Source organism: Streptomyces sp. NPDC058457, from assembly GCF_042720695.1.
In the GTDB taxonomy this organism is placed as follows: Bacteria; Actinomycetota; Actinomycetes; order Streptomycetales; family Streptomycetaceae; genus Streptomyces.
In genome coordinates, this window is record NZ_JBHXLU010000088.1 from 14,819 (window position 1) to 40,656 (window position 25,838).

The 25,838-nt window shown below is 73.8% G+C and carries 15 protein-coding genes; 5 read left to right on the plus strand and 10 right to left on the minus strand.

Annotation, left to right across the window (positions count from 1 at the left end):
• The first annotated feature begins 562 nt into the window (after positions 1-562).
• The gene (locus ACFWPS_RS42810) at positions 563-3,424 is read left to right on the plus strand and encodes an AAA family ATPase (RefSeq protein ID WP_383716451.1); all 2,862 of its coding nucleotides are present in this window, start codon (positions 563-565) and stop codon (positions 3,422-3,424) included.
• A gap of 291 nt (positions 3,425-3,715) precedes the next feature.
• Here the strand turns inward: ACFWPS_RS42810 and ACFWPS_RS42815 are convergent, their stop codons facing one another.
• Positions 3,716-3,853: a hypothetical protein gene (locus ACFWPS_RS42815; RefSeq protein WP_383716453.1), complete on the minus strand. Its 138-nt coding sequence runs from the start codon at positions 3,851-3,853 to the stop codon at positions 3,716-3,718.
• Positions 3,854-4,433: 580 nt separating this feature from the next.
• On the opposite strand from ACFWPS_RS42815, the gene snpA reads away from it, so the two are divergent.
• Positions 4,434-5,213, plus strand: coding sequence for a snapalysin (gene snpA / locus ACFWPS_RS42820; protein WP_383716456.1), 780 nt, complete (start codon positions 4,434-4,436; stop codon positions 5,211-5,213).
• A gap of 362 nt (positions 5,214-5,575) precedes the next feature.
• On the opposite strand, the gene ACFWPS_RS42825 is transcribed toward snpA, so the two are convergent.
• Positions 5,576-6,946, minus strand: a complete 1,371-nt coding sequence (locus ACFWPS_RS42825) for a sensor histidine kinase (RefSeq protein WP_383716513.1) — start codon at positions 6,944-6,946, stop codon at positions 5,576-5,578.
• Between the two features lie 31 nt (positions 6,947-6,977).
• A complete protein-coding gene (locus ACFWPS_RS42830) occupies positions 6,978-7,655 on the minus strand; it encodes a response regulator transcription factor (RefSeq protein WP_383716459.1) in 678 nt (225 codons plus the stop codon).
• A 135-nt stretch (positions 7,656-7,790) separates the two neighbouring features.
• Between ACFWPS_RS42830 and ACFWPS_RS42835 the strand changes: the two genes are divergently transcribed.
• The 3 genes from ACFWPS_RS42835 to ACFWPS_RS42845 all read left to right on the plus strand — a co-directional run bounded on the left by ACFWPS_RS42835 (position 7,791) and on the right by ACFWPS_RS42845 (position 13,094).
• Positions 7,791-8,462 (plus strand): PepSY domain-containing protein, encoded by a 672-nt coding sequence (locus ACFWPS_RS42835; protein WP_383716462.1) that lies wholly within the window; start codon positions 7,791-7,793, stop codon positions 8,460-8,462.
• 142 nt (positions 8,463-8,604) lie between these two features.
• Positions 8,605-9,315 (plus strand): hypothetical protein, encoded by a 711-nt coding sequence (locus ACFWPS_RS42840; RefSeq protein WP_383716464.1) that lies wholly within the window; start codon positions 8,605-8,607, stop codon positions 9,313-9,315.
• Between the two features lie 266 nt (positions 9,316-9,581).
• On the plus strand, positions 9,582-13,094 hold the full coding sequence (locus tag ACFWPS_RS42845; RefSeq protein WP_383716467.1) for a BTAD domain-containing putative transcriptional regulator: 3,513 nt from the start codon (positions 9,582-9,584) through the stop codon (positions 13,092-13,094).
• Positions 13,095-13,103: 9 nt separating this feature from the next.
• Here ACFWPS_RS42845 and ACFWPS_RS42850 read toward each other — a convergent pair whose 3' ends face one another.
• From ACFWPS_RS42850 to ACFWPS_RS42880, 7 genes are all read right to left on the minus strand, one after another.
• A complete protein-coding gene (locus ACFWPS_RS42850) occupies positions 13,104-13,790 on the minus strand; it encodes a hypothetical protein (protein ID WP_383716469.1) in 687 nt (228 codons plus the stop codon).
• Complete coding sequence (locus tag ACFWPS_RS42855; protein WP_383716471.1) at positions 13,787-15,628, minus strand: serine/threonine-protein kinase; 1,842 nt, start codon at positions 15,626-15,628, stop codon at positions 13,787-13,789. Before ACFWPS_RS42855 ends, ACFWPS_RS42850 begins: the two co-directional genes overlap by 4 nt.
• 203 nt (positions 15,629-15,831) lie before the next feature.
• Complete coding sequence (locus tag ACFWPS_RS42860; protein ID WP_383716474.1) at positions 15,832-19,368, minus strand: BTAD domain-containing putative transcriptional regulator; 3,537 nt, start codon at positions 19,366-19,368, stop codon at positions 15,832-15,834.
• A 234-nt stretch (positions 19,369-19,602) separates the two neighbouring features.
• Entirely contained in the window at positions 19,603-22,752 is a 3,150-nt protein-coding gene (locus ACFWPS_RS42865) for an FG-GAP-like repeat-containing protein (protein ID WP_383716478.1), read from the minus strand.
• Between the two features lie 139 nt (positions 22,753-22,891).
• Positions 22,892-24,511: a multicopper oxidase family protein gene (locus ACFWPS_RS42870; RefSeq protein WP_383716480.1), complete on the minus strand. Its 1,620-nt coding sequence runs from the start codon at positions 24,509-24,511 to the stop codon at positions 22,892-22,894.
• Between the two features lie 74 nt (positions 24,512-24,585).
• The gene (locus ACFWPS_RS42875) at positions 24,586-24,996 is read right to left on the minus strand and encodes a DUF6153 family protein (RefSeq protein WP_383716483.1); all 411 of its coding nucleotides are present in this window, start codon (positions 24,994-24,996) and stop codon (positions 24,586-24,588) included.
• 188 nt (positions 24,997-25,184) lie between these two features.
• Positions 25,185-25,832: an Lrp/AsnC family transcriptional regulator gene (locus ACFWPS_RS42880; protein ID WP_383716486.1), complete on the minus strand. Its 648-nt coding sequence runs from the start codon at positions 25,830-25,832 to the stop codon at positions 25,185-25,187.
• Positions 25,833-25,838 lie beyond the last annotated feature (6 nt).

Sequence of the window (25,838 nt, forward strand, 5' to 3'; positions counted from 1 at the left end):
CGTTTATTTTTACAACCCACTGGCACCCGGGCCCCCAACCCTAGGTCCGGCGGGCCCCCCCCCACCCCCCCCCACGCCCGGCCCCCGGTTTGTGGGGTCGCAGCGCATTGCGCTGCGACCCCTATTCTTTTTGTGACGCGAGTCACGTCGTGAGACGCCGGCGCCGGGCCCCGACACGTAAAGGGAATGCCATGTTCCCAGCTCGCCGCGCAATGCCGCGCGGAGCGGCCGGGAACGTACTGTTGCGGCCGTGTGAAGTCCTGTCGTGATGTTGCCGGTCTGGCCGGTTTCAGCCACTCGGCCAAAACCGGCCAGCCGTTGACAATGATCTGTGCATCATTTCACACTGTAGGCGACAACTGGATGCGCGTGCAATTATTGATTCACGCATGAGTGAGGGCGCGACCTGTGCGGCGATGTCGACAGGTGTCGCTTTCCGCCCCTCGGCTGCGCTGCGCATGGAATGCGAGGTAAATGTCCTCGGCCCGAGATTTTTGTGCGACTCTCCGAATATTTTTCATTCAAAATGGGGGAATCAATGGGAAATCCGGCGCATCTTGATTTGGATCGTAGGAGGGCGGCCGGCGATTCCGGCTCCGCGGCGGTGCTGGTCGGCGAACGCCGCGGCAGACTGCGGGAGTTGCACGATCTGCTCGACGAGACGCGGGCGCACGGCAGCCGGGTGGCCGTGGTCACCGGCCCTGCGGGCAGCGGAAAGTCCCTCCTGCTGCGCACCTTCTTCGAGCAGGCGGCCGTCAGCGGCCGGCGCCCCCTCACGGCCACGGCCTCGCGCGCCGAGCAAGCCGTCCCGTTCGCCCTGCTCGAACAACTCGTCCGCGGCGTCCGCAGCGCCGCCCCACCCCCGCTCGTCGCCCGGCTCGTCCGTCTGTGCGAGGAAGGAGCCGCCGCGGTCCTGCACCGCCACACCGAACCCGGTGTCTCCGACGGGGTCTGCGCCCAGGTCGTCCACCGGCTGTGCGCGGCCCTGCTCGACCTGTTCGAACAGAGCGAGGGGCCGGTCGTCATCGGCATCGACGACACGCAGCACGCCGACAGCGCGTCCCTCCAGGTCTTCTTCGGCCTCCTGCGGCGGATGCACACGGGCCGGATCCTGCTGGTACTCGCCGGCCACACCACCTCGGCGCCCCTCGACACCCTGCTCAAGGCGGAACTGCCTTCGGAGCCCACGGCCCGGCGGCTGTACCTGCCGCCACTGACCACCGTCGGGGTCGAGGAACTCGTCGCCCGGCGACTGGGCGAGGACACGGCACACCGCACGGCCGCCGCCTACGCCGCCGTCAGCGGCGGAAGCCCGGCCCTGGTCAACGCCCTGATCCACGACAACCAGTCGGCGCCACCGGCGGTCGGCGAGCCGCTCGTCACCGGGCCGGCCTACCGGGAGGCCGTGCTCACCGGTCTGTACCACGGAGGCCCCGACCTGCTCGCCTTGGCCCGTCAACTCGCCCTGCTCGGCGAGACGTTCGACCGCTCCCTGCTGCGCCACCTGATGGGGCTGCACGGCGACTCCACCCAGCAGGCGATCGGTGCGCTGCGCGGCGCGGGCCTGCTGACGGGCGACCGCTTCCGCCATCCCCAGGCCCGCCTCGCGGTGCTCGGCGACATGACACCCGAGGAGCGCTCCGACGCCTACACCCGCACCGCGCGCATCCTGCACAAGAACGGCGCGCCCGTGACCTCGGTGGCCGTGCAGCTGCTCGCCTCGGAGCGGATCGGCACCAGCTGCTCGGTCACACTGCTGCACGAGGCGGCGGAAGCCGCGGTGGGCGACGGGCAGGTGCGCCTGGCCCAGGACATCCTGCACTACGCGGACCTCCACCCGGCCGACGCACGGCAGCAGGCCGTCACGACCGCCATGCTGGTGCGTACCGAATGGCTCACCGACCCGGCCGCCGCCGCGCGCTGGGTGCCCGACCTCATGGTCGCCGCCAAGGGCGGCCAGCTGGCCAGCAGTCATGTCTCCACTCTGATCGGCACCCTGCTGTGGTTCGGCAAGATCGACGCGGCCCTCGACCACCTCGGCCATCTGCGGGACCCGGACTGGACCCGTGACCCGCTCACCTCCGCGCACCGGGACGCCCGCAGCAAGTGGCTGGAGCTGCTCTACCCGCCCGCCGCGGCGACTCCGGACGGCGAGGACCGGGACACCGGCTTCGCACCGGGAGCCCCGCTGTTCGACACGGACCCGCAGTCCCAGGCGGCCGGCCTGCTCGGCGAGCTCCTGTCCTGCGCCCCCCGGCCACCGAGCGCCTCCGTGGCCGACAGCACGCTGCGCCGTTACCCGTTCGGCGCCGGCACCGCCTCCACGCTCGCCGCCGCGCTCGGGGTGCTGGTCCTGTGCGGGCGGCTGGCCGCGGCCGCGCGGTGGGCCGAGAAGCTGGCGGCCGCCGCCCGGGACCAGGACCTTCTGGTCTGGCAGGCCGTCTTCACCGCGCTGCGGGCCGAGATCGCGCTGCGGCGCGGGGACCCGGAAGCGGCGGAACGCCTCGGCCGCGACGCCCTGAACTCCCTGTCCGCCGACGCCTGGGGCGTACTCATCGGCCTGCCGCTGGCCACGGCGGTCCAGGCCTGCGTCACGCTCGGCCGGCCGGCCGCCGCCCAGGAGCTGCTGAACCTGCCGGTCCCCGACGTCATGTCGCACACCACCGCCGGACTGCCGTACCTGCGGGCGCGCGGCCGCTACTACCTGGCCACCGGGCAGCCGGAGCGCGCTCTGGCCGACTTCCTCACCGTCGGACGCCAGATGCGGCAGTGGGATCTGGACCTGCCCGTGTTCCTGCCGTGGCGCACCGACGCGGCCGAGGCGTTCCTGCGCCTGGGGATCGTCCAGCAGGCCGCCGAACTGGCGATGGAACAGCTGGAGATGAGCGGGCGCCAGCAGCCGCACCCCTACGCGCTGTCGCTCCGGCTGCTCGCCGCGTGCCGCTCCGACGAACAGCGGCCGGAGCTGCTCGGCGAGGCCCTGGCCGTGCTGAAGGAGATCGAGGCCCCGCTGGAGCTGGCGCAGGCGCAGGCCGACCTGGCGGGCGCGCTGCTGGCGCTCGGCCGGCCGGACGAGGGGCGGATGCTGCTCTACCAGGCCCGGTACACCGCGGAACGCACGGGAGCGCAGACACCCGGCCGCACCGGGGGCCCGGAGCACACCGGAACGGCCGCCGTGCCCGCCGTCCGGGTCGGTGAGCGTCACGGCGACAGCGCGGCCCGTGAACTCAGCGTCGCCGAGCACCGGGTGGCCCGGCTGGCGGCCCGGGGCCTGAGCAACCGGCAGATCGCGGGCGAGCTCTTCCTCACGATCAGCACCGTCGAGCAGCACCTGACACGCGTCTACCGCAAGCTCAGGGTCCGGGGCCGGACCGAACTCGCGCGGGCCATGCCCCGCGACCCCACCCGCAGGATCCCGGCCTGACCCCTCACCCCCCCTTCCCGGAGCCACAGCGGTCCGCAGAACACGCCGGGAAGCCGCGGCCGTGCCGGCGGACGGCGTCGCCGATCCGGACGATCACCGTCCTGGCACGCATCCGGCACGCGGCAACCGACCACCATGGACAGCAGCAGGCCCAGGTCCCTGACCTGGGCCTCTCCATGGAGCGGGCGATCAGGTCCGCCCGGCCGTCACAGATGAGGTCGCCCGGTGCGGTCAGCACGTCGTACCGGTTCCGGCCCGGCGTTCCCGGCGTGGTGTACGGCGTGGCCGCCGTCAGGCCTTGCCGCACCCCCGGCGGTACGCCCGCAGCGCACCGCTGCCGGGCCGCACGAGCACGTCGTTGCGGGTGTCCAGATCCGCCCGCTTGAACAGGGGCAGCTCCGCGGAGCCGTCGAAGGGCAGCGCCGACACGCTGCCGGGTCACTTGCTTCCCCTCCCCGACGGAGGGCCCCATCCCCCCGAACAGGCGGGCGGGTATCAGCACTTGCTCAAGACGGATGACCTTGCCGAGGGATGCCGCCCAGCGCCGAGGGTGACTCCCCGGGGGACTCGGGGCCGGCGGAGCGCGAAATGGACGAAAGCCCATGTTCTATGACGTCGGTCACAGCACTCCGCCGATCAACCGGCGCACTTAGTAGATACGGCACGGCAGACATTTGCATATTTGTCCGTCTTGACGCCGATGTGGGTCCCGACGCACGTCCCGGAATTCCGCCCGGCCGGCCCGCACGCCCGCCGCCCCGCACTGCAAGGCTTCTGACGCCCCGACAGCTTTTCCTCCCGCCGCCGTGTGCCGACCGGAGACCCGCGCACTGCCCCGGCGAGGTCCTGGGACCTACGAGGCGAGGTAGTTGCGGGGACCCTTTGCGCTCCCTGTGAAGCCGTTCTAAGAATGTCGACCCACAGGACGTCGCCGCAGTTCGGAACCGGTGTTCACACAGCCGACCGGGCACCGGGCCCCGGCGTCACCGAGTGACTAGGAGCCCCCCACATGAACTCGTCCCGAACGTCCGCGAGACCCCTCGCTGTCGCCCTCACCCTCGGCCTGGGTCTGGCCTCCAGCGTGCTGGGCGCGACGGTGCCGGCGAGCGCCCGGACGGCCGCCACCCCGCCTGCTTCCGCCGGTACCTCCGTGGCGCGCTACGACGGGTCGACCGATGAGGCCGCGGACAACAAGGCGTTCTTCGAGGCCGTGCTCAAGTCGGTCGCCGAGAAGCAGGCCGCCCAGCCCGGCACGCAGGCGGTGACCGTCTACTACAACGACTCCCAGGCACCGAGCTTCCGTTCGCAGATAGCGAGCGCGGCCTCGATCTGGAACAGCTCCGAGTCCAACGTCAGGCTCCAGGAGGCCTCGGCTTCGAACGGTGCCGACTTCTCCTACTACGAGGGCAACGACCCGCAAGGATCCCACGCCTCCACCGACGGCCACGGAAACGGCTATGTCTTCATCGACTACACCCAGGCCCGGCGTTACGACTCGATCCGCGTCGTCACCCACGAGACCGGGCACGTGCTGGGCCTGCCGGACGACTACAGCGGGCCGTGCAGTGAGCTGATGTCGGGCGGCGGCCCCGGCCCGTCCTGCACCAACCGCTACCCGAACGCCGCCGAGCGCTCGCGCGTCGACCAGCTGTGGGCCACCGGACTCGCGCAGGCCCCGAGCACCACGGTGAACCAGCCCTCTGCCCAGCCGAGCACAGCACCGCAGGTACCGACCGTGGTGCCGGGCCAGGGTCCGTGGCGTCTGATCCTCCGCACGCCCTGGGGCTGATCGCGTTCCCGAGCGGGGGGGGCGGCGCGCTGTCCAGTGCATGTCGCTTCAGGTGCGGGGCGCGGCGTCCAGGAACCGGTGGAGGGAGGCCGTCATGCCGGTCACGAAGTCGTCGCGGGTCCGGCCGGAGACCAGGTCGAGGGAGAGGTAGGGGTTGAGGTCCGCGAGCTCGACCAGGAGCAGTCCGCCTTATGGGGCGGACGGACACGGTGCATCTCCCTCTGTGGTGGCCGCCGGCCTGGACACGTACGCGAGGCGCGGCCGGGGCAGGTCCTGCCTGCGCGCCGCCGCGAGCGCGGTGCGCGGGCCGACGAGTTCGGCGACCGGCCCGGTGGGCGGACAGGCGGACCCGGGCGTCCGTTTCAGGGCCCGGACGGCGACAGCGGCAGGCGGGCGACGATGCCCGCGCCGTGCGGGCGGGGTTCGACGCGGAGCGTGCCGTGGTGCTGGTGGGCGATGTCGCGGGCGATGGCCAGCCCGAGGCCGGCTCCGCCGTGGTCCCGGCTGCGCGCGTCGTCCAGGCGGGTGAAGCGCTCGAAGATCCGCTCACGGTCGGCCTCGGGAATGCCGGGGCCGTCGTCGGTCACCTCCAGTACGGCCACCCCGGCGTCCGGGTCGGCGCGCAGCACCAGTTCGATACGGCGGTCGGCATGCCGTTGGGCGTTGTCGAGGAGGTTGGTGAGGAGTCTGACCAGCCAGCCGCGGTTGCCCTCCACGGTGAGGCCGGGTTGCAGCCTGGTGTCGACGGGGAGCCGGTCACCGTGCCGCGCGGCAACCGTCGTACGGCAGAGCTCGGCCAGGTCCAGCGGGCGGCGGCTGACCGGCTCGGCCGTGTCCAGGCGGGCGAGGAGCAGCAGGTCGGAGGCGAGGTCCTGGAGCCGGACGGTGTCCTCCAGGGCGTCGCTGACCAGGTCGGGCCAGAGGGCCGGGTCCGGATGGGCTAGGGCGACCTCCAGCTGGGTGCGCAGGACCGTGATGGGGCTGCGCAGTTCGTGCGAGGCGTCGGCGATGAACCGGCGCTGGCGGACGTCGGCGTCCTCCAGGCGGTCGAGGGTGGCGTTCATGGTGCGGGCGAGGCGGGCGACCTCGTCCTGGGCGGCCGGCACCGGGACGCGGCGGTGCAGGGCGTGCCCGGTGATCTCGGCCACCTCGGAGCGGATGGCTTCCACCGGACGCAGGGCCCGCCCGGTCACCCACCAGGTGACCAGGGCGACCGTGGCCAGCAGCAGGGGTGTGCCGATGCCCAGCGCGGCCTTGGTGATCTCGTCGGCCGCGTCCGCGTCCCGCAGCGACGTGCCCGCGTACACGGTGACCGTGCCACTGGGGGTCCGGGCGGTGACGGCGACGATCCGCTGGCGGTGTCCTTCGCCGAACGGCTCGCCGGACCAGGTGGCGCGCAGCCTGCCCTCATGGGGGCGCAGGTGGGCGACGGCCGGGCGGCCGGCGAGGTTCTGGCTGGCGGCCACCACGCGCCCGCTGCTGTCGACGACCTGGATGAAGTCGGCGCCGTGGGAGAGGGGCAGCAGGTCGGGCAGCTTGCCCTCGGCGGCCAGCTGACCGACGGTGTCCGCCTGCGCGGTGGCCGCGTCGTTGGCGTTGCGCTGGAGGTCGGTGTGCAGCAGGGCGAACAGCGCGAAGGAGGCCGCGGTCAGTGCGAGGGCGACGACCGCGGTCGCCCCGAGCGTCGCCCGGGCCCGCACCGATCCCGGCCACGGGTGCCGTACGAGCTTCACCAGCCGCACGGCGGCCCGGCGGACGAATCGGCTAGCCACCGTCGGCCGCCAGCCGGTAGCCGGCGCCGCGGATGGTCTCCAGGGCGCAGCGCCCGAAGGCGGTGTCGATCTTGCGGCGTACGGCGCTCACGTGGACCTCTACGACATTGGGGTCCGCCTCGAAGGCCGAGTCCCAGACGTGTTCGAGGATCTCGCGCTTGGACACCACCTCGCCTGCCCGCCGGGCCAGGTACTCCAGAATGGCGAACTCCCGTGCGGTGAGCCGGACTTCGCTGCCGCCACGGACGCAGGTGTGGCCGGCCGGATCGATCACCAGGTCCCCGAGCCGGAACGCCGGAGGGATCCGTTGCCCGGTACGACGGTGGAGCGCGCGGAGCCGGGCGACCAGGACGACGTAGGAGAACGGCTTGGACAGGAAGTCGTCGGCACCGGTGTCCAGCGCCTCGGCCTCGTCGTACTCCCCGTCCTTGGCGGTGAGCATCAGGATCGGTGTGTCGCTCCCGGCCGAGCGCAGCCTGGCGCAGACCCGGTAGCCGTTGAGGCCGGGCAGCATGATGTCGAGCACGATCACGTCGTAGCTGTGCTCCAGGGCGAGCCAGAGTCCCTGGTTCCCGTCGTGGGCGACATCGACGGTGAACCCCTCGGCCCTGAGACCTCGCTGCAGGGCGGCGGCCAGCCGCTTCTCGTCCTCGACCACCAGTACGCGCACGGCAACAGCCTCGCACGCCGGACGGGCGGTGGCTGAAGACGCCTTCAGCCACCTTCAGCCTGGCTTCAGCAACGGCGTTCCAAGCTGAGCGCAGCCGCCGGCATCGGGCCGGTCGGGGTGATCAGGAGCCCGAGCATGTCCCAACCCGAACCGCCGCAGCCGCAGCCACAGCCGCAGCCCGAGTCGACGCCGGACTCACCGGACGCGCTGCCGAAGCCGGCCAAGCCGGCCAAGACCTTCCGGGCGCGCCTCCCCCGGGTGAGCCGGCGCCGTGGGACCGTCCTCGGCGGCGCGGCGGTTCTCCTGGCGGCCGCGGCCGCGGCAGGCGTTGTTGCGGTCGTCCACCACGACCACGGTGGAAAGGGCGACCACGGCCGGTTCGCGGCAGAGCACAGGCAGGCGGGCGGCGGCGACGGCCGGCAGGGCGCATACGGGCAGGCACAAGACGGTCGCGGCGGCCGGCACGACGAATCCGGACTCGGTGGCAGCAGCCGGCCGAGCACCAAGAGCGGTCAGAACAGCCAGAGCGGCCAGAACAGCCAGAGTGGTCAGAGCACTTCGGGGACCCTCGCGCCCGCACCGCTGCCGGCGGTTTCGGCCGCGTCGGCGATCGAGGCGGCCGGCAAGGCGGTTCCCGGCAGCAAGACGGAGGCGCTGCGCGTGGTCGCGGAGCAGGGTGGCGGAAGCGCGTGGGAGGTCGAGGTGCTGGGCACCGACGGCGTCCGGCACCTGGTCACCATCGACGGTGCCGCCGGCACGGTGACCGGCAACACCGTCGCGCCGGCCACCTCGGACACGGCGAGCTGACGGTCCGGCCCCCGGGCCGGGGGTGCGGCGCGGCCCTCCCCCGGCTCGGGGGTGCACCGCCTCGGCGCCGCGAGCGCGCCACGGCATGGGCCCACCCGTCCCGCCCCGGAGGTTCACGGCTGCCTCGTCCGGAAGGAAACCCATGAAGTCGCCGCTCGCGGCGAAGCCGGAGACGGTGCGCGAAACACGGTGCGGCACAGGGGTCACGCCACGTACGGGGCGGACGGCGACCACGCGGACCACCCGGACCACCCGGACCGACGCACGGCGGCACCCGGTCGTTCCCGGCCCGACCACTGCCTTCGCCCGTTTCGTCCTGTGCGGCGGCGGTGTCGGGGTCGCCTCCAGCGCCGCTGTGTCGCTGTGCGCCGCCCTGATGTCCTGGACGGTGGCGAACGCGCTGGTAACCGCCGCCTCCACCGTCCTCTGTACGGAGCTCCACGCACGCTTCACCTTCGGGGCCGGGCGGCGCGCCGGATGGCGCCGGCACTGGCAGTCCGCGGGGTCGGCCGCTGCCGCCTACGCGGTGACCTGCGCCGCGATGGCCGTTCTGCACATGGTGCGGCCGTCGCCGGGGATCCTTTCCGAGCAGGTCGTCTACCTCGGCGCCGCCGGGCTCACCGGAGCCGGACGTTTCCTGGTGCTGCGGCTGTTCGTCTTCGTCGATTCCACGTCTGACAGGACCCGGAGCGCGGCGCCGGACCAAGGACGTCGTACCGGCCGGGCGGCACCGGGGACACGCGCCGCGGCCTCCGGCGACACCGCGGGCGCGCTCCTCGACCGGCTGACGGACCGCGAGAGGGACGTCCCCCACCCGATCGCCGGCGGCCCGGCCAACGCCGAGATCACCTGACGCCGAGGGCCTCGGCCGTGTGCGCGCCCGGTTGATCGTCGGGGTCGAGGGCGATCGCCGGACCCGGGTGCGGACGCCGCCGCATCCGAGGAGCTCGAAGCCGCCGCACCCGAGGAGCTCGAAGCCGTCGCCGCCGAATCCTCCGGCCGCCCCAGCAGAACGCACGTCGCGCCCGCCTCGCCGGGCACCCACTCCGTGCGGCACGTGCGGCATCGGCGAATGGATGTTCTGGTTTGATGCGGTGTGTGTCGCCACACGAACTGCGCATGTCCGTGCTCGGTGAGGTCGGGGCCGCGTTCCGGGCCCGGCCGCTGGAGCTGGGCGGGCGACGGCAGCGGGCCGTGCTCGCCCTGCTGATCGTCGCCCGGGGCTCGGTCGTCACCCGGGACCGGCTGGTCGAGGGGGTCTGGGGCGGCACACCGCCGCGCCGCGCCGCCGCCTCGCTACAGGCCCATGTCTCGCATCTGAGGCGCTGCCTGGAGCCGGAGCGGGAGGCGAGGGCGCGCGGGGGCGTCATCGTCAGCGAGGGGGCGGGGTACGCGTTGCGGCTGCCGCCTGACGCGGTGGACGCCTGGCGGTTCGAGGAGGCGCTGCGGTCCGCCGCCGCGCACGCCGACGAGGGCCGGCCGTCGGAGGCCGTGTCCCTCCTGGAGTCCGGGCTCGCGCTGTGGCGGGGCCCGGCCTACGCGGAGTACGCCGCCGAGCCCTGGGCCCACCGGGAGTCGGCCCGCCTCGCCGAACTGCGCGAGCTGGCCCGCGAACGGCTGCTCGCCGCCCGCCTCGCCCGGGGCGAGGACGCCGTCCTCGTGCCCGAACTCGAAACCCTGGTCTCCGAGGACCCGCTCCGCGAAGAACGCCGGCGTCTTCTCGCCCTCGCCCTCTACCGGGCCCACCGCCAGGCCGACGCCCTCGACGCGCTCCGTCGCGGGAGGCAGCTGCTGTCCGCCGGACCCGGCACCGGCCCGGGGGCCGCCCTGCGTGATCTGGAGGCCGGAATCCTGGCCCAGGACCCTGCCCTCGACGCCCCGGCCTCCGGCACCCCTGCCCTCGACGCCCTTGCCCGCCGGGTCCCGCACCCCGCCCCCGCGCCCGCGCCCGCCGGGACGTCCGCCGTGCCCGGAGCAGAACCGGCCGTGCCCGGAGCAGAGCCCGCAGCACCCGCAAGACCCGCAGGGCCCGCGGAACCGGCGGGGCTGCCAGTGCCCCGCCCCGCCCCGCGGACCGACGTGCTCGTGGACCGCGGCCCCCAGCTCGCCGAGCTGCGCGACAGCCTGCGCTCGGCCCTGGACGGCAGGCCCCGCGTGGTGCTCATCGAGGGTCCGGCCGGCATCGGCAAGAGCCGCCTGCTGGGTGAGGTGGCCGAGCTGGCGGCCGGGGAACGGGTGACCACCCTGACCGCCACGGGCAGCCGGCGGGAGAAGGACTACGGCTACGGAGCCGTACGCCAGCTGTTCGAGCGGGTGGTGAGCGACAGCGAGGAGTCGCTGCTCACCGGGGCCGCCGTCGCGGCTGGGGCGGTCTTCGGAGCGGTGCGCGGGCCCCAGCCGCAGAGTTTCGCGGTCCTGAACGGGCTGTACGAGCTGACCCGGAAGCTGGTGCGAGCGGCGGGCCCGCTGGTGCTGGCCGTGGACGACCTCCAGTGGTGCGACAGCGGCTCGGTACGGTACCTGGCGTATCTGGCAAGCCGGCTGGAGGGGCTGGGGCTGCCGGTGCTCATCGCCGTCACCCTGCGCACGGGGGAGCCGCAGCAGGGCGAGGAGTTGCCCGAGGCGCTGACGACGGCCCCCTCGGTGGTGCGGATCAGGCCCACCCCGCTGACGGCGAGCGGGGTCGCCGGTCTCGTCCGCCGGACGCTCGGCGAGGAGCCGCAGGAGGAGTTCACTGCGGCCTGCCATCGCGCCACGGCCGGAAACCCGCTGCTGCTGCGGCAGTTGCTGCGGGCCCTGCACGCGCGCGGGACCCGGCCCGACGCCGCGCACAGCGGCGGTGTCGCGGAGGCCGGGGCTCGGGCTGTGTCCGGGCTGGTCCTCGGCCGGATGGCGCGGCTGCCCGCGGCGGCACGGGACGCGGCGCAGGCCGTGGCCGTGCTGGGGGACGGGGCGGCGACGCTCGCCGAGGTGGCGGCGCTCATGGCGCGGCCGGAGCCGGAGGCGGCCCGGGCGATCGTGCCGCTCGTACAGGCCGAGATCCTGCGCGAGGGCCACCCCTACGCCTTTGTGCACCCCCTCGTCGGGGAGGCCGTCTACCGCGAACTGCCCACTGGAGAACGGCAGTTGCGCCACGAACGGGCAGCCCGTGCGCTGTCCGCCGCAGGCGCGCCGCCCGAGCGCACCGCGGCCCAGCTGCTGCTCGCCCCGCACCGGGGCGACCCGGACGTGGTGGACGTCCTCTGCGCGGCGGCCCGGGAGGCCGCGGGCCGGGGCGCCCCCGACGCCGCCGCCACCTACCTCACCCGCGTCCTCGACGAACCGCCCGCCCCGGAACGCCGCCCCGAGGTACTGCTCGACCTCGGGCGTGCCGAGACGCTCGGCAACGGCCCGGCCGCCGTGGAGCATCTGCGCCAGGCGTACGACACCCTGACCGACCCGGGTCGCAGGGCGGCCGCCGCCCTGCTGCTCGCCCGGATCCTGGTCTTCGCCGGCGGCCACGGCCAGGCGACCGAGTTCGCCCGCCGGGCGGCGGCGGACCTGCCCGCCGGGCTGAGCGACGAACGGCAGGGGCTGCTGGCGCTGGAGCGCATCAGCGGGTTCATGCACGGCCTGGACCAGAAGCTGTGGCGCACCGTCGAGGACCCGGCCGTCGAGGGCGAGGGGCCCGGCGCCCGGATGCTCGCCGCCAACCTCGCCCGGGAGGCGGCGTCGGACGGCGGCGACCGGCCCCGGGCCGTCGCGCTGGCCCGCTTCGCCGTCGCCGACGGGGTGCTCCAGGCGGCCGGGGAGGAGATGCTCTTCTACACCGCGGGCATCGTGCTGCACCTCGCCGACGAGGAGGTCGGCGAGCTCTGGGACGCCGCGGTGGCCCGCGCCGTCGAGCGCGGCTCGCTGTTCTCCGTGCTCGCCACGCACCTGTGGCGCGGCTTCACCCAGTGGCACCACGGAGAGCTGGCCGCGGCACGGCGGTCACTGGAGACCGCGGTCGGGCAGTCGGAGATCTGGGGCCTCGCCCCGGGCGCCCCGCAGGGCCGTACCTTCCTGACCGCCGTCCTGCTGGAGCTGGGCGACACCGACGGGGCCCGCGCCTGCCTGGAGCGGATGCGCGGCTGGATCCGGGGCGCGGAGGGGCAGCGACTGCTCGGGGAGAGCGAGGCTCGGGTGCTGAACGCGGAGGGGCGGTACGAGGAGGCGCTGGCTGCCCTCGACGACGTACGGCACCTCCAGCCCGCCGCGGCCAACCCGGCGTGGTGGCCGTGGTCGCTGCTGCGGGTTCGGGCACTCGCGGGCGCCGGCCGGCGGACCGCGGCGCTGGCCCTGGCAGAGGAGCAGCTGGCGGTCGCCCGCGGGTGGGGAGCGCCCAGCACGGTGGGGCGGGTGCTGCGGATCGCCGGACGACTGCGCGGGCCCGAGGGCGAGCCCGAACTCCGCGAGGCGGTCGCCCTGTTGGCGCCCGGTCCGGCGCGCCTTGAGTACGCCCGTGCGCTGTACGCGCTCGCCGGGCACGCGCCTCGGGAAGAGGCCGCCGCCTTGCTGAGCCGGGGGCGGTCCATCGCGCGGGAGTGCGGTGCGGCGGGTCTGGTGGCCGCCATGGACGCCACGGCGGCGACCGGAAGCAGCCCTGTCTGAAGCCGGTGGTCAGGAGCAGGCGTACGTGAAGCTCGCCGACGCCGTCACCGGGTCCGGCGACAGCACTTCGAGCGTGGCGGTGGCCTTCATGGTGCCGTGGCCGTCGAAGCTCCAGCGCAGGACGACCTCGGAGGTCCTGACGTTGTCGTCGACCTGCTGGTGGAGGACGGCGGAGGACGTGCCGTCGCTGCGTTTCCAGCGGTAGTCGACGGTGCCGGGGTTGCCGTCGGTCCTGAGGACGCCGGTGACGAGGACCGTCTTCGCGCAGCGGCCGACCTCGGGCACGGTGACCGTGGCGCCCACCACGTGCAGCGGTGACCGGACCGCCGAACAGGAGCGCATGCCCAGGACGACGGCCACGACGACGGCGACCACCACCAGCAGGGACGGCAGCTCGCGCCGCCACCACGGCCGACGGCGGCGGGCGGGCACCCCGGACGGGCCGTCGGGGGTGAGCGTGCCCCGCCAGATGCCCGTCGCACGGTCATCGGCCGTGCCGGACGCACCGGGTACCCCGGGCCCGAAACGGGTCTCCTCCTCGGCCGCTCCCGTTCCCGCCGCCGAAGGCGGAAGGTGCAGCGTCGCGGCCGGTTCCGCGGGTGGGAGGGTGACGGTGAGATCGGGGTCGTCGGGGCGGGGCGCCGCCGGATCGGTACGGACGAACCGCAGCCGGGGGTCCTCGGGAGGTGTGCTCATCGGGGCGGGTCGCAATCGACGGGTGCCGCGGTGGCCTGGAAGGAACCGTTGCCCGAGTCGGCGGCCGGGTCGGTGGTGACCCTGACACCGAGGTAGGAGGCACGCGTCGGGATGGCGAAGGCATGGGTGTAGCGGCCCGAGATCTGCGTCTTCCCCTTGGGCAGCGCGACCGGGTCGGTGGCCACGACGGTCCCGACCGCGCCGGCCGAGTCGCCGGTGTACCAGCTGAGGTAGAGCGTGCCGTCGGCGGCGCCGTCCGTCGTCACGCTGACGGAGGCCACGATGGTGCAGGCGGCCGACATCGGGCCTACCACGTTGATCTGCACGGACTTCACATCGAGGGTGGGCGCGGGCGGCGCGGAGGTGCTGCCGCCGCTCGTGGAGCCGCCGGACGTCGTCGTACCGCCGCTGCTCGTCGTCGTACCACCGCCGCTCGTGGAGCCGCCGCTCGTCGTGGTCGCACCGCCGCCGGAGGTGCTGCCACCGGAAGTGCTGCCACCGGAGGTGCTGCCACCGGTGGTTCCCGTGCCGCCCGTCGTGGTCGTACCGCCGCCTGTGGTGGTCGTACCTCCCGCGCCGCCGGACGCGGACCCGTCGGGCGAGGCGCTGTCGTCGCCGGACGCCGACGCGGAGGCCGACCCGGTCGCCGAGGGCGACGCGGAACCGTCCGACGCCGAGGGGCTCCCGTCGGGGGAGCCGTCCGACCCGCTCGGAGCGGTCCCGTCGGCGGATCCGTCCGGCCCCGTACTGGATGCGGACCCGGCGTCGTTCGTCTTGTGGTGCCCGGCGCCCGCGCCCGTGGCGACCGCCGTCGCCGCGACCCCGCCGACCACCAGCACGACCCCTGCCGTCAGTCCGGCCAGCATCCTCCGGCTCCGGCGGGGCATCCGACGGGAGCCCGCCCCGAGGGTGGTCGTGGCCAGGGCCGTCGTACCCGAGGCGGCGCCGTCCGCCGTCGGGAAGGAGAGGAAGAACAGGGCGGCGAGCGCGGCGAGTTCGCGTCGGCCGCGCTCCTCCCACTCCTCGCCGTACGCGGACCCGGCCACGGCTTCGAGTTCCTCGACGAACGCCGCCGCGCTCTCCGGGCGCTCCTCAGGGGTCTTGGCCAGGCCTCTGCGGATCAGTGGACGCACCGGCTCGGGAGCCAGCTCGTCCGGGATCGGCGCCTCGATGTGCTGGATCGCCAGCTCGGCCAGCGTCTTGCCCGGATAGGGCTTCATCCCGGTCAGGCACTCGAAGAAGGTCGCCGTCGCCGCGTACACGTCGGTAGCCGGTCCGGCCGCACCACCGGTCCACTGCTCGGGCGCCATGTAGGTCGGGGTGCCCGAGGCGTTGGCGGCCACCCCGCTCGGCACGGCGATGCCGAAGTCCACGAGCTTGGAGGAACCGTCGGCGGCGACCAGGACGTTGTCCGGCTTGTAGTCGCGGTGCACGACCCCCGCCACGTGGGCGGCCGCGAGGCCGAGCAGCGAGCCCCTGAGGACGACGAGCGCGGCCTCGGGGGTCGTGGCGCCGTGCTCCCGCAGCAGCCTGCGCAGAGGTACGCCGTCCACGAGTTCCATGACGATGGCGGCGCCGCGCGGGCTCTCGACGTACTCGTACAGCTCCACGACATGGGGGGAGCGGAGCTCGCCCAGCAGCCGGGCCTCGGCGCGGAACACCTCGCGGAAGGCGGGGTCGTCACAGAGCTGGTCGGCGAGGTACTTGATCGCCACCCGGGTGCCGGTCGTGTCGTGCGTGGCCAGGACCACGCGCCCGCTGGCTCCGGAGCCCAGTTCCTTGTCCTGTGTGTAGCCGGAGACCGCCCACTGGTCCCCGGCGGGTATCGCTTCGCCCATGTCCTTCGCCCCCCGGCCCGTCCCCCGGGCCGCCCCCGTCAGTTCGTTGCGGTGCGTGTGCTGTGTGGTGTGTCTGGTTCGTGGTCGCGGTGTGCCTGTTTCGTGCGCGGAACGGATGATGCGCCCTCGGTCTTGCGAACCGCTTGCAAGCCGATCGCAAGTCGGCCGTCGGATTCTCGTCCCGACGATGCGTCGTACGCCGGTCACGCAGGGGGGAATCGGCGTACGACGCCGTCTTGAACGGTCTCTCCACCGGCCAGGGCGTGCAGGGACCGCCGGGCCCGCGCATGCTCCAGGCGGGCCGGGCCGTCGGCCAGCAGGGCGAGCGCCTCCCGGAGTTCGGGTCCGCCGTCGGGCCCGCGTGCCTCGCCGTACAGCCGCAGCACCCGGCCGACGGTGCCGGGCGCGCCCCACCTGCGGGCCATCGACAGCTGTTCCCGTGCCAGCCGTTCGGCCCGCTCCCGCTCCCCCAGCCCGGTCAGCGCCCGTACCCGCAGCAGGTCCCCGTCCCACCACACCGGGTTCACCACGTCCGGCTGGAGCTGCCGTACGCCGTCCAGCACGGCCAGCGCCCGTGCGTACCGGCCTTCGGCGATCAGCACCCGCGCCTCGCTCTCCCCGCGCAACCGCGCCCCCTCGGCGCCCCCGGCCCGCGTCCTCATCCGCTCCACACAGGCACGCGCGCCGGCGGTGTCCCCGAGGTCCAGCAGCACCCCGGTCAGGAACGCGCGGCACTGCGGTGCACCGGGCGTGACCCCCCACGCGCCGAACTGTTCGAGCGCGGTTTCGAGTGACCGGCGGGCCTGGTGCAGCTCACCGTGGCGCCACTGCGTGAACCCGTTCCACAGGTGCGCCGAGAGCGTACCGATCAGCGACCCCCGCTGCCCGGCGTACGTCAGCGTCTCGTCCCACAGCAGCCTGACGTCCTCGTCGGCCAGGTGCAGCACGACGCCCGCCGTGCACCACGAGAGCACCCTTCCGCTGCGCAGCAGCACCCGGTCCGTGAGCGCGAACCGGGCCGCGGCGACGGCCGCGGCGCGGTCCAGCCCCCACGCGGTGGCGTCCCTCGCCGCCTCGGCCGCGAGCATGCGGGCGCCGGGCCCGTCCCCGACGGGAGGTGGCACCGGGACGTCCGGGCCGCCGGCGCCCACGGTGTACAGCCCGTGCGCGAAGGCGCCGAGCCGCGCCAGGGCCAGCAGCCCCTGCCGCTCGTCGGCCGCGTTGTCGGCTGTACCGTCCGCGGCGGCCTGCCCGGCGGCGTGTCCAGCGGCGTGCCCGGCGGCGTGTCCAGTGGTGTGCCCGGTGGTCTGTCCAGTGGTGTGCCCGGTGGCCTGTCCGGCGGGCAGTTCCGCGGCCGCCCGGGCCGCGAACTCGGCGGCCTCGCCGGGCCTGCCGGTGTAGATCAGGGTCTGCGCGAGCAGGCACGCGGCGCCGACGCGCAGGGGCGACGACGTCTCGTACGCCGCCCGCAGGTGACGGGCCGCCGCGGGCCCGTCGACGAGTGCTTCGGCCCGCCCCAGTTCAAGGAGCACCTCGGGCCGGACGTCCCGCGCGGGCGGCTCCAGCAGCGCGCGGGTGAGCAGGGTGGCGGCCGCGTCGTGCGCGCCGCCGGCGGTCGCGCGGGCCGCGGCGGCGCGCAGGACGCCGACCACCCAGGGGTCGCCCCGATCGGGGACCAGGAGCAGATGCGCGGCGGTCCGCTCGGGAGCCGCACCGGCACGGTCGAGGAGCCTTGCCGCCCTTTCGTGCAGGACCGGACGCTCGGCCGGCGGCACCGTCCCCAGCACGGCCTCGCCGGCCAGGGGATGGACGAAGGCCAACGGGTACTGGTCACGGACCACTCCCGCCCGTACGAGGGCCGCCGTCGCCGTGGCCACGCCCTGCTCGGACAGGTCCGTGAAGGCGGCGACCGTCGGCAGCGAGGCCCCGCCGTCACCGCTGCCGCCGTCGAGAACCGCGACCGCCCGTACGACGGCCGTGGCGGCGGACGGCAGCCGGTCCAGCACGGTGAGCACGAGGTCGGAGACGGCACGGACGCCCGACTCCGCCACGGCGCGCGGGTCCGCCCCCGCTCCCGCCGTCTCCAGGGCCCCGAGCAGGTGTGTCAGCAGCAGCGGCAGACCGGCCGACACCCGGTGGCAGGCACGTTCGGCCTCCTCGTCGACCGTGGCGCCGAGCAGCCGTCGTACCAGCCGGGCGACGCCCGCCGCGCTCAGCGGCTCGGGCCGGATGTGCACCACCGTCGGGTCCTGCGCGAGGTCGGCCAGCACCTGCTCGCTCTCGCGCCGGGCGGGGGGCTCCCCGGCGCGCAGCGCGGTGACGACGAGGATCGGCAGGTTCTGGATACGCGGCAGCAGATGGGCCAGGAAACGCAGTGACGCCGTGTCGCACGCCTGGAGGTCGTCCACGAGGAGGAGCAGGGGCCGCCGTGCCGGGTGGCCGTCGGTGACCAGGCGTTCGACGATCCGGTAGAGCCCGTGCAGGACGTCGAAACCGTCGGGCCCGTCGGCGGTCCGCCCGACGAACACCGGCGTGGCCATGGCCGTGGCCGTGGCCGACGGTGTGCCGTCGTGCCCGGCGACCACCGCGTCGAGCAACCGGCGTACGACGTCGTGGGGATCGCGCGGCCGGATCCCCAGGGAACCCTGCACGTCACCGGCCTGCTCATCGGCTTGCTCAGCGGCCTGCTCAGCGCGCCGCTCCCGCCGCACAGCCCCCGGCGCCACCTCCGCACGGGCCTCCGGACCGTCACCGACGTCCAGCACCCGTACGCCCCACTCCCTGCCCAGCCGCCCCGCCTCCGCCAGCAGTGCGCTCCGGCCGATCCCTGCCGGGCCCTGCACACACACCAGCCCGCCGTGGCCTCCGACCGCGTCCGACAGGCATTGCCGCAGCTCGGCCAACTCCTTTTCCCGCTCGATGAGTTGGCCGACCACGGAGGCGGACACGGAGGCGGACACGGACGCCGCGGGCACGGACGCGGACGGAGCGGGCGGAGCAGCCGGCAGGGGGGCGGCAAGACGCGGCGCGTGGGACAGGATCTCCGCCTCGACGCCGCGCAGGGCGGGCCCGGGGTCGATGCCCAGCCGGTCGGCGAGGGTGCGGCGGGCGCGGCGGAGTACGGAGAGGGCGTCGGCCTGGCCATGGGCGCGGTGGTGGGCGAGGGCCAGCAGGGACCAGCGCTCCTCGCGCAGGGGTTGTCCGGCGACGAGGCCCTCGGCCTCGGCGAGCAGCGCCTCGCTGTGCTCCCCGCACTCCAGACGGGCGGCCAGTAACTGTTCCCGTACCACCTCACGCAGTTCTTCCAGGCGCGCCGCCTCCGCCCGTGCCCACGGTCCGTCCGCGAACCCGGCGAAGGCCGGACCCCGCCAGAGGGCGAGCGCCTCGGTGAGCAGGGCCGCCCTCCGCGCCGGCGGCTCGGCCTGCCCGGCCTGCTTGAGCAGCGCCTCGAACCGCCGGGCGTCGACCTGGTCCGCGGCGAGACGGATCGCGTAACCGGCGCCTTCCCACACGATGACGCTGCTGCGGGTACCGGCCGGCCGGGCCGGTTCCAGTTCCCTCCGCAGCCGCGAGACGTACGCCTGCAGGGCACCGACCGCGCTCGGCGGCGGCCGCTCGCCCCACACCGCGTCGATCAGCCGGTCGCCGGTGACCACGGCGCCCCGTGCCAGCACCAGCAGCGCGAAGACCGCGCGTGGCCGGGGCCCGCCGAGGCTCAGGGCCCGCCCGTCGTGCGTCACGGTCAGTTCACCGAGGACACCGACCCGGAGCCCGGCAGCCCCGCTGGGCTCCGGTCCCGGGGCACTGGGTCCCGGGGCGCTCGGTCTCGGCCCCTCTCCGTCGGCGTGCTCCATACGTCCCCACTCGCTGTCGGCCGTACGACCGATTGGACCATGTCAGGGAGCCGATGGACATGCCCTGTTCGTATCGGTATGGCCGTGCAGCGTTCAAAATTTGTGGGCCGAGGTGAGCTCCTACGAAAGGACCTTGTAGCCGCTCCAGCCGCTCGCGATCTTCACCCGCGTACCGAACGAGCCCTTTCCGTCCCCGCTGTTGCGCCACACGTTGCCGCTGGTGTCGCGGGAGACCAGGTCCGGCCTGCCGTCGTCCGTGATGTCGCCGACCCCGACGACCGCGTTGTACGAGCCGCCCCAGTTCGACAGCACCTTGACGCGGGCCGCGAACGTGCCGTCGCCCTTGCCGTCGTAGCGGTAGACGTTGTCGGACGTGTCCTGGGCCAGGAGGTCGGGCTTGCCGTCGCCGGTGATGTCACCGGTGCCGACGATCTTCTTGTAGCCCTTCCAGTTGTCGTAGAGCTTGACGCGGGAGGCGAGCTTGCCGGTGCTCGTCCCCTTGTAGAGGTAGACCGCTCCGGTGGACGAGTTCCTCGCGATCAGGTCCGGGCGTCCGTCACCGCTCACGTCGCCGGGCGAGGTGAGCGCGTTGTACTGCGTCCAGCCGCTGGTCGAGAGGGTCGTGTACGACGTCGACGGCTTGACCGCCTTCCCGCAGCCCGGCTTGTACAGCCGCAGCGCGCCGCTGCTGTAGCGGACGAGGACGTCGTTGCAGCGGTCGCCGCTGAGGTCGCCGAAGGGGATCGCCGTGATGGTCCTGGGCCAGCCGGTGCCGGTGTACTTGTCGCCGAGCCTGCCCGTCCCGGTGCCGCTGTGGAAGGTCAGCCCGCCCGAGGAGTTCAGGGTGAGCAGGTCGCCGCGGCCGTCCGGGCCGTCGGGGCTGACGAAGTCGCGGCGCACCGCGGCCCCGCGCTCCAGGAAGCCGTCGCCGCCGGTCACCGTGTCCGGCGCGGCGGTACCCAGGCCGGTCGCCTTCAGGGTCCAGGTGAATTCGCCGTTGGGGAAGTAACTCCCGCTCGCCGTCTTGCCGTTCCAGGTCGCCGTCACCCGGGCCGCGGTCGTACCGCCGGTGAGGGTGCGGGTGGCCTTGCCGTTCGCGCCGCTCTGGACCGAGGTGAGGGTGAGCGACCAGGAGGTGGCCGGGCGGGACAGCACCCAGGCGCCCTCGAAGGGCATCCCCGGGTCCACATAGCTGCCGGCCGAGGTCTCGAAGGCCGTCACGGCGGACGGGGCGATGCCCGTGGTGGTGACGTGGGTGCGCTCGTAGTCGTCGAACCAGGCGACCAGACCGGTGTACTCGTCGACCGTCCAGCGGTAACGGCGGTCCAGGTCAAGGCCCTTGTCGGCCAGGCCGGAGGCGATCGTGCGGGTGGTGCCGGTGGCCGCCTCGGTGCGGACGAGCGTGCCCGCGGCCTGGTCGTGCCGGACGGTGAAGCCGTCGCCGAGCAGCACGTCGCCGGGGGCGACCGCCGTCGACGTACCGGCCTTGGTGTCGTAGACGCCCGCCGAGTCCGTCCCGCAGGCCCAGTACACCCAGCGGCCCGCCGCCTGGAGTTCGCTCGGCACGCAGGCCAGGCCCGGGACGGTCACCGTGGTGAGCGTCTTCGCCAGCGGGATGCTGTACGAGGTGAGCTTGCCGGCGGTGCCGGTGGCGCTCCACAGGGTGGAGCCGTTCAGGGCGGCGGCGCGCACGGACCGCTTCAGCTTCTGGCCCTGGCCGAACTCGCCGACGTACTGCGCCGGGCTGGTGCCGCCGGAGTCGAAGACGGCGTAGTCGTCGGAGACGTCGACGATGTGGCCGCCCTGGCCGCCGAAGTCCAGGTCGTGGCCGCCGATCTCCACCAGCCGGTCGTCGCCGAGGCTCTCGCCCTCGTCGGTGCCGCCGTTCGAGTCGAGGAAGACGTCCTGGCCGTCGAGGTTCCCCCACAGCGCCGAGCACGTGGTGCCCTCGTACGGGCAGAGGGCCTCGTAGACCGAGCGGCTCGCCGTGGCCTCGGACGCCGTCAGGGTGGCGGAGCCGTCGGTGGTGAGGGTGCGCACGGACGTGGTGTCCGCGGTGGCCGTCGGGTCGTCCTCGGCGACCCGCAGGCTGCCGCGGCTGAGCGCGATGCCCGTCTTGGCGTTCTCCACCGCCGGGGACTGCTGGACCTTCTCCAGCTTCGGTGTGCCGTCCTCGGCCTGGCTGACCCGCCGCACCCACCAGTCGGTGGCGTCGGTGCCGCCGGTGACCAGCGCGCTGCCGTCACCCGCCGCCAGCGTGTACGCGCCGGCGCTCGCCAGCAGGGTCTGCTGCACCGAGGGATCGTCGACGTCGACCGCGAGCAGCCGGGAGCCGAGCGCGCTGGAGGACAGCGGCAGCAGCAGCCAGTGGCCGACCAGGACCGGGTCGCCGTCGAGCGCGCCCGGGTTGGCGGGCAGCGTGACGACCTGCTCGGCGGCGGTGGGGTCGGTGCGGGACTTCAGGTGCAGCTCGGCGGTGCCGGACTGGTACCAGCCGAAACGGTCCTCGCTCATCACGTAGTGCGAGGCGTAGGTGGCGTCGGTGAACGCGGTGGTGTTCACGGCGGACGCGATGTCGATGTAGCGGAGCGTGCCGTAGGTGCTCTCCGACACGAACACACCGGCGGAGTCCGCGGCGAGCACGTCTTCGGTCCCGACGTTCGTCGCGTCACCGGTGACCTTGCGGGTGCGCCACTCTCCGTCGACCTTGTCGATCAGGGAGTTGGTGGTGACGATCGTGTCGCCGGCGAGGGCCCGGTAGTAGCCCTGCCCGTACTGGGTGGAGCCGTTCCAGCTCACCTTCCTGGAGGTGGCCGTCACCGGGTCCCACAGGGTGGCGTACGCGTCGTTGGCCGTGGCCGGCAGCGCGACCAGGTCGCCGTCCGAGCCGTACCAGGCGTCACGGCACGCGGAGCCGATGTTCGTGCAGCCGGTGCCCGGGGTGTAGACGCCGTCGGCGTTCTCGACGGTGACGGTCTTTCCGGTCGTGTAGTCGGTCCACAGCAGTCCGGTCCTGCCGGTCTGCCGGTGCAGGAAGCCGGTGTCGCCCGCGACGTACGGCCGGTCGGTGCGTGGTGTGGTCGAGCCGGGGTCGACCAGTGTGATGGCGGTGGTGTCGGCCTCGGTCGCTTCCCTCCGACAGGACCACGACGGACGCGGCCACGACGGCGACCGCGAGTGAGGAGACAGCGGCGGACAACCCGCCCCGTCCCAGGGCGTGTCTGCCCACGTGTTGTTCCCTCCCCCACGAGGGTCCGTGCCCTCGTACAAGTGGCCGGATCTTACCTGACTCTTACCAAGGGGTGGTGACGGCAAGGGGCTGCTCGCGCAGGCAGGCTCAGCGAGGGGGCGGTGCCGCGGCGGCCGACCCGCCCGGACAGTGACGGGTCCGGACGGGTCGGCCGCGGGATCAGGCGCGATAGGCGACGTTCGCCATCATCCCGGCCTGACCGTGGTACGCGTTGTGGCAGTGCAGCATCCACTGACCGGGGTTGTCGGCGTCGAAGAACACGGACAGCTTCGTCCTCGGCAGCACGATCGCGGTGTCCTTGCGCGGTCCGGAGTCGCCGAGCTGGAAGGTGTGGCCGTGCAGGTGCATCGGGTGCCACATGTCGGTGTCGTTGACGAAGTCGAGCCGTACGCGCCGGCCCTGCTCGACGAGGATCGGGTTCGCCCCGGGATGCTTCATGTCGAACGGTGTGCCGTTGACGGCCCAGTCGTACCTCATCATGCCGCCGGTCAGTCTGATCCGGTGCGTCATGTCGGTCCGGGCCGGCTTCAGGCGCGCCTCGTCGCCGGCGCGCAGCCGGGACGCGGTCATGATCACGCCGTCGAGTTCCTTCGGACGGACGGTCGCCGCCGGCCCGCTCCCCGCGCCCGTACGCACCAGGGCCAGACCGCTCGCGTTCTTGCCCTCGGCCAGGGCGACGAGCGGGAAGACGCCGTCGCCGAGGGTGACGAGGACGTCGTACCGCTCGCCCATGCCGACCAGCAGGGCGTCCACCTCCTGGTGCCGGACGGGGAAGCCGTCGGTGTGGGTGATGGTCATCCTGTGGTCGCCGAGTGCCACGCGGTAGGCGGTGTCCGAGCCCGCGTTGACGATCCGCAGCCGGACCTTCCGGCCCGGCTTGCCGGTGTAGACGTCAGGGTCGGCGGCCACCCTGCCGTTGACCAGGTGGTACGGGTACTTCACGTCCCCGGCGTCGCCGCCGAGCAGCTTGCTGGTGGCGCCCATGAGCATGAACCTCGTCGACATGCCGCCGGAGGAGGAGGCCGTGGGGGACGGAGAAGGGGACGGGGAACCGGAGCCGTCGCCCGTGTCCGTCCCGCCCATCCCACTCATGCCGCTCATGCCGCTCATGCCGCTCATGCCCCCCATGCCGCCCATGCCGTGCTCCAACTCGGCGAAGACCTCGTCGGGGGTGCCGGTGACACCGTCGACCCAGTCGTCGAGGAGGACGACCCACTCGTCGTCGTAGGCGAGGGTCTCCTTGGGGTCCTCGACGATCAGGGGGGCGTACAGGCCGCGGTCGAGCTGGACGCCGACGTGCGGGTGGAAGAAGTACGTTCCCGGGGCGTCGGCGACGAAGCGGTACGTGAACGTGGAGCCGGCCCGGACGGTCTGCTGGGTGGCGGGCGGCACTCCGTCCATGTCGTTGCGCAGGGCGATGCCGTGCCAGTGGACGGACGTACCGGTCCTGCCGGGGAGCTGGTTGGACAACTCGGCGACCAGGGTGTCGCCGACGGACAGCCGGACCTCCCGGCCCGGGGTGCGGCCGTCGAAGGCCCAGGTCCGGGGCGTGACACCGGCGCCGAGGTCGATCACGGCGGATGCCGCGGTCAGGGTGAGCCGGTGCTCCCGTCCGGTGCCGCGGCGCTTCTTCTCGGCGGCGGCGACGGCCGGGCCGGACGGGTCGACGAGGGCGGCGGAGCCGCCGGAACCGGAGCCGCTGCTGCACGCGGCGAGCGCGCCGGCACCCGCGGCGCCCAGCCCGGCGAGCAGGACGGAGCGACGGTCGATGCTGTTCATGGGGTGATGTCCTCTGCTGCGAAAAGCCGATGTGGTCGCGGAGGGACGGCACATCGCGCGCCGTCCGGCGCGGCCTAGATACGCAGCTGGGAGAGGACGGACAGGTCGGGCGGGGCGCGTCCGGTCGCGGCGGCACCGGGCACCCGCCCGGCGGCGGCCTGCCGCAGCTTCGCCGGCAGATCGAACGCCGCCCGGTCGGGTGCGGCGAGCTGTACGGAGTCGACGCCGGCCGCGCTGCAGTGCTGCATGCCCGGCATGGCGCCGGTGCAGGTGCAGTCGTCGGCGCTGTGGGCGGCGGTGCCCGGGACGGACGGTGCCGTGCCGACCGGCATCGCCTGTTCCGCGTGCGCCGGGCCCGGCATGGCGGCGGGGTCCATCGCGGGCGTCCCGTGGTGGACGAACACGGCCAGCACGACGCACAGGGTGAGGAACACCCCGTACGTCCAGCGGACGGCTGTGCCGCCGCGAGCTGCCCTGATCGTCATGCACTCCGCCCGTCGCCGTGATTGACAGATGGCCACATTACCCCCAGGGGGTACCAGGGTGCGGTACCGGGGCACTGGTTCGGGTGCGGGGCACCACGCCCACAGAATACCGCTGGGGGTATATCTCCGCCGCCGGGACAGTACGGATCGGCGGCCGGAGCGGACGGAGTGGCGTCCGGACGCGGCCGTCAGTCCTCCGGCTCGGAAGCGCGTTGGAGGTCGGCCCGCCCCTCGGCGGCGCGGATGAAGCGGGTCATGCCGAACTGGCTCGTGCCGGGGACGTCCTGGGGGGTGCCCGGCGCCGCGTCGGCGGGGCGGGGCACGGACGGCAGGACGTAGGGGCGGCGGAGCACCTCGTCGAGGATGATCACGGTCTCGGTCGCCCGGACCGCGGGAATGGTGGACAGCCGGTCGGTGACCAGGCGATGGACGGCGGAGACGTCGGCCACCCGGATCTGGATCATGGCGTCGTGCTGGCCGGTGGTGACGGCGCAGTACTCCACCTCCGGCATCTGGGCGAGCGCGGTGCGGAACTGCTTCCACAGCTCCTGGCGGACCGTGACGAAGATCAGGGCGCAGATCTCCAGACCGACCCGGGTGTGGTCGACGCGGGCGCTGAAGCCGTTGATCACGCCGTCGGCACGGAGGGCTTCGAGGCGGGTGTAGGCGTTCGCGCGGGAGACGCCGACCCGGTCCGCGAGGGCCGCGACGGAGATGCGGCCCTGGGTGCGGAGGACGTCGAGGATCTTGAAATGCACCGAATCCAGGGCAAGGCCGATGCCGATCCGTCCAGAACGCCGTTCAGCCGGGGGCTCCGGGGTGGACTGATCATCCATGTTCGC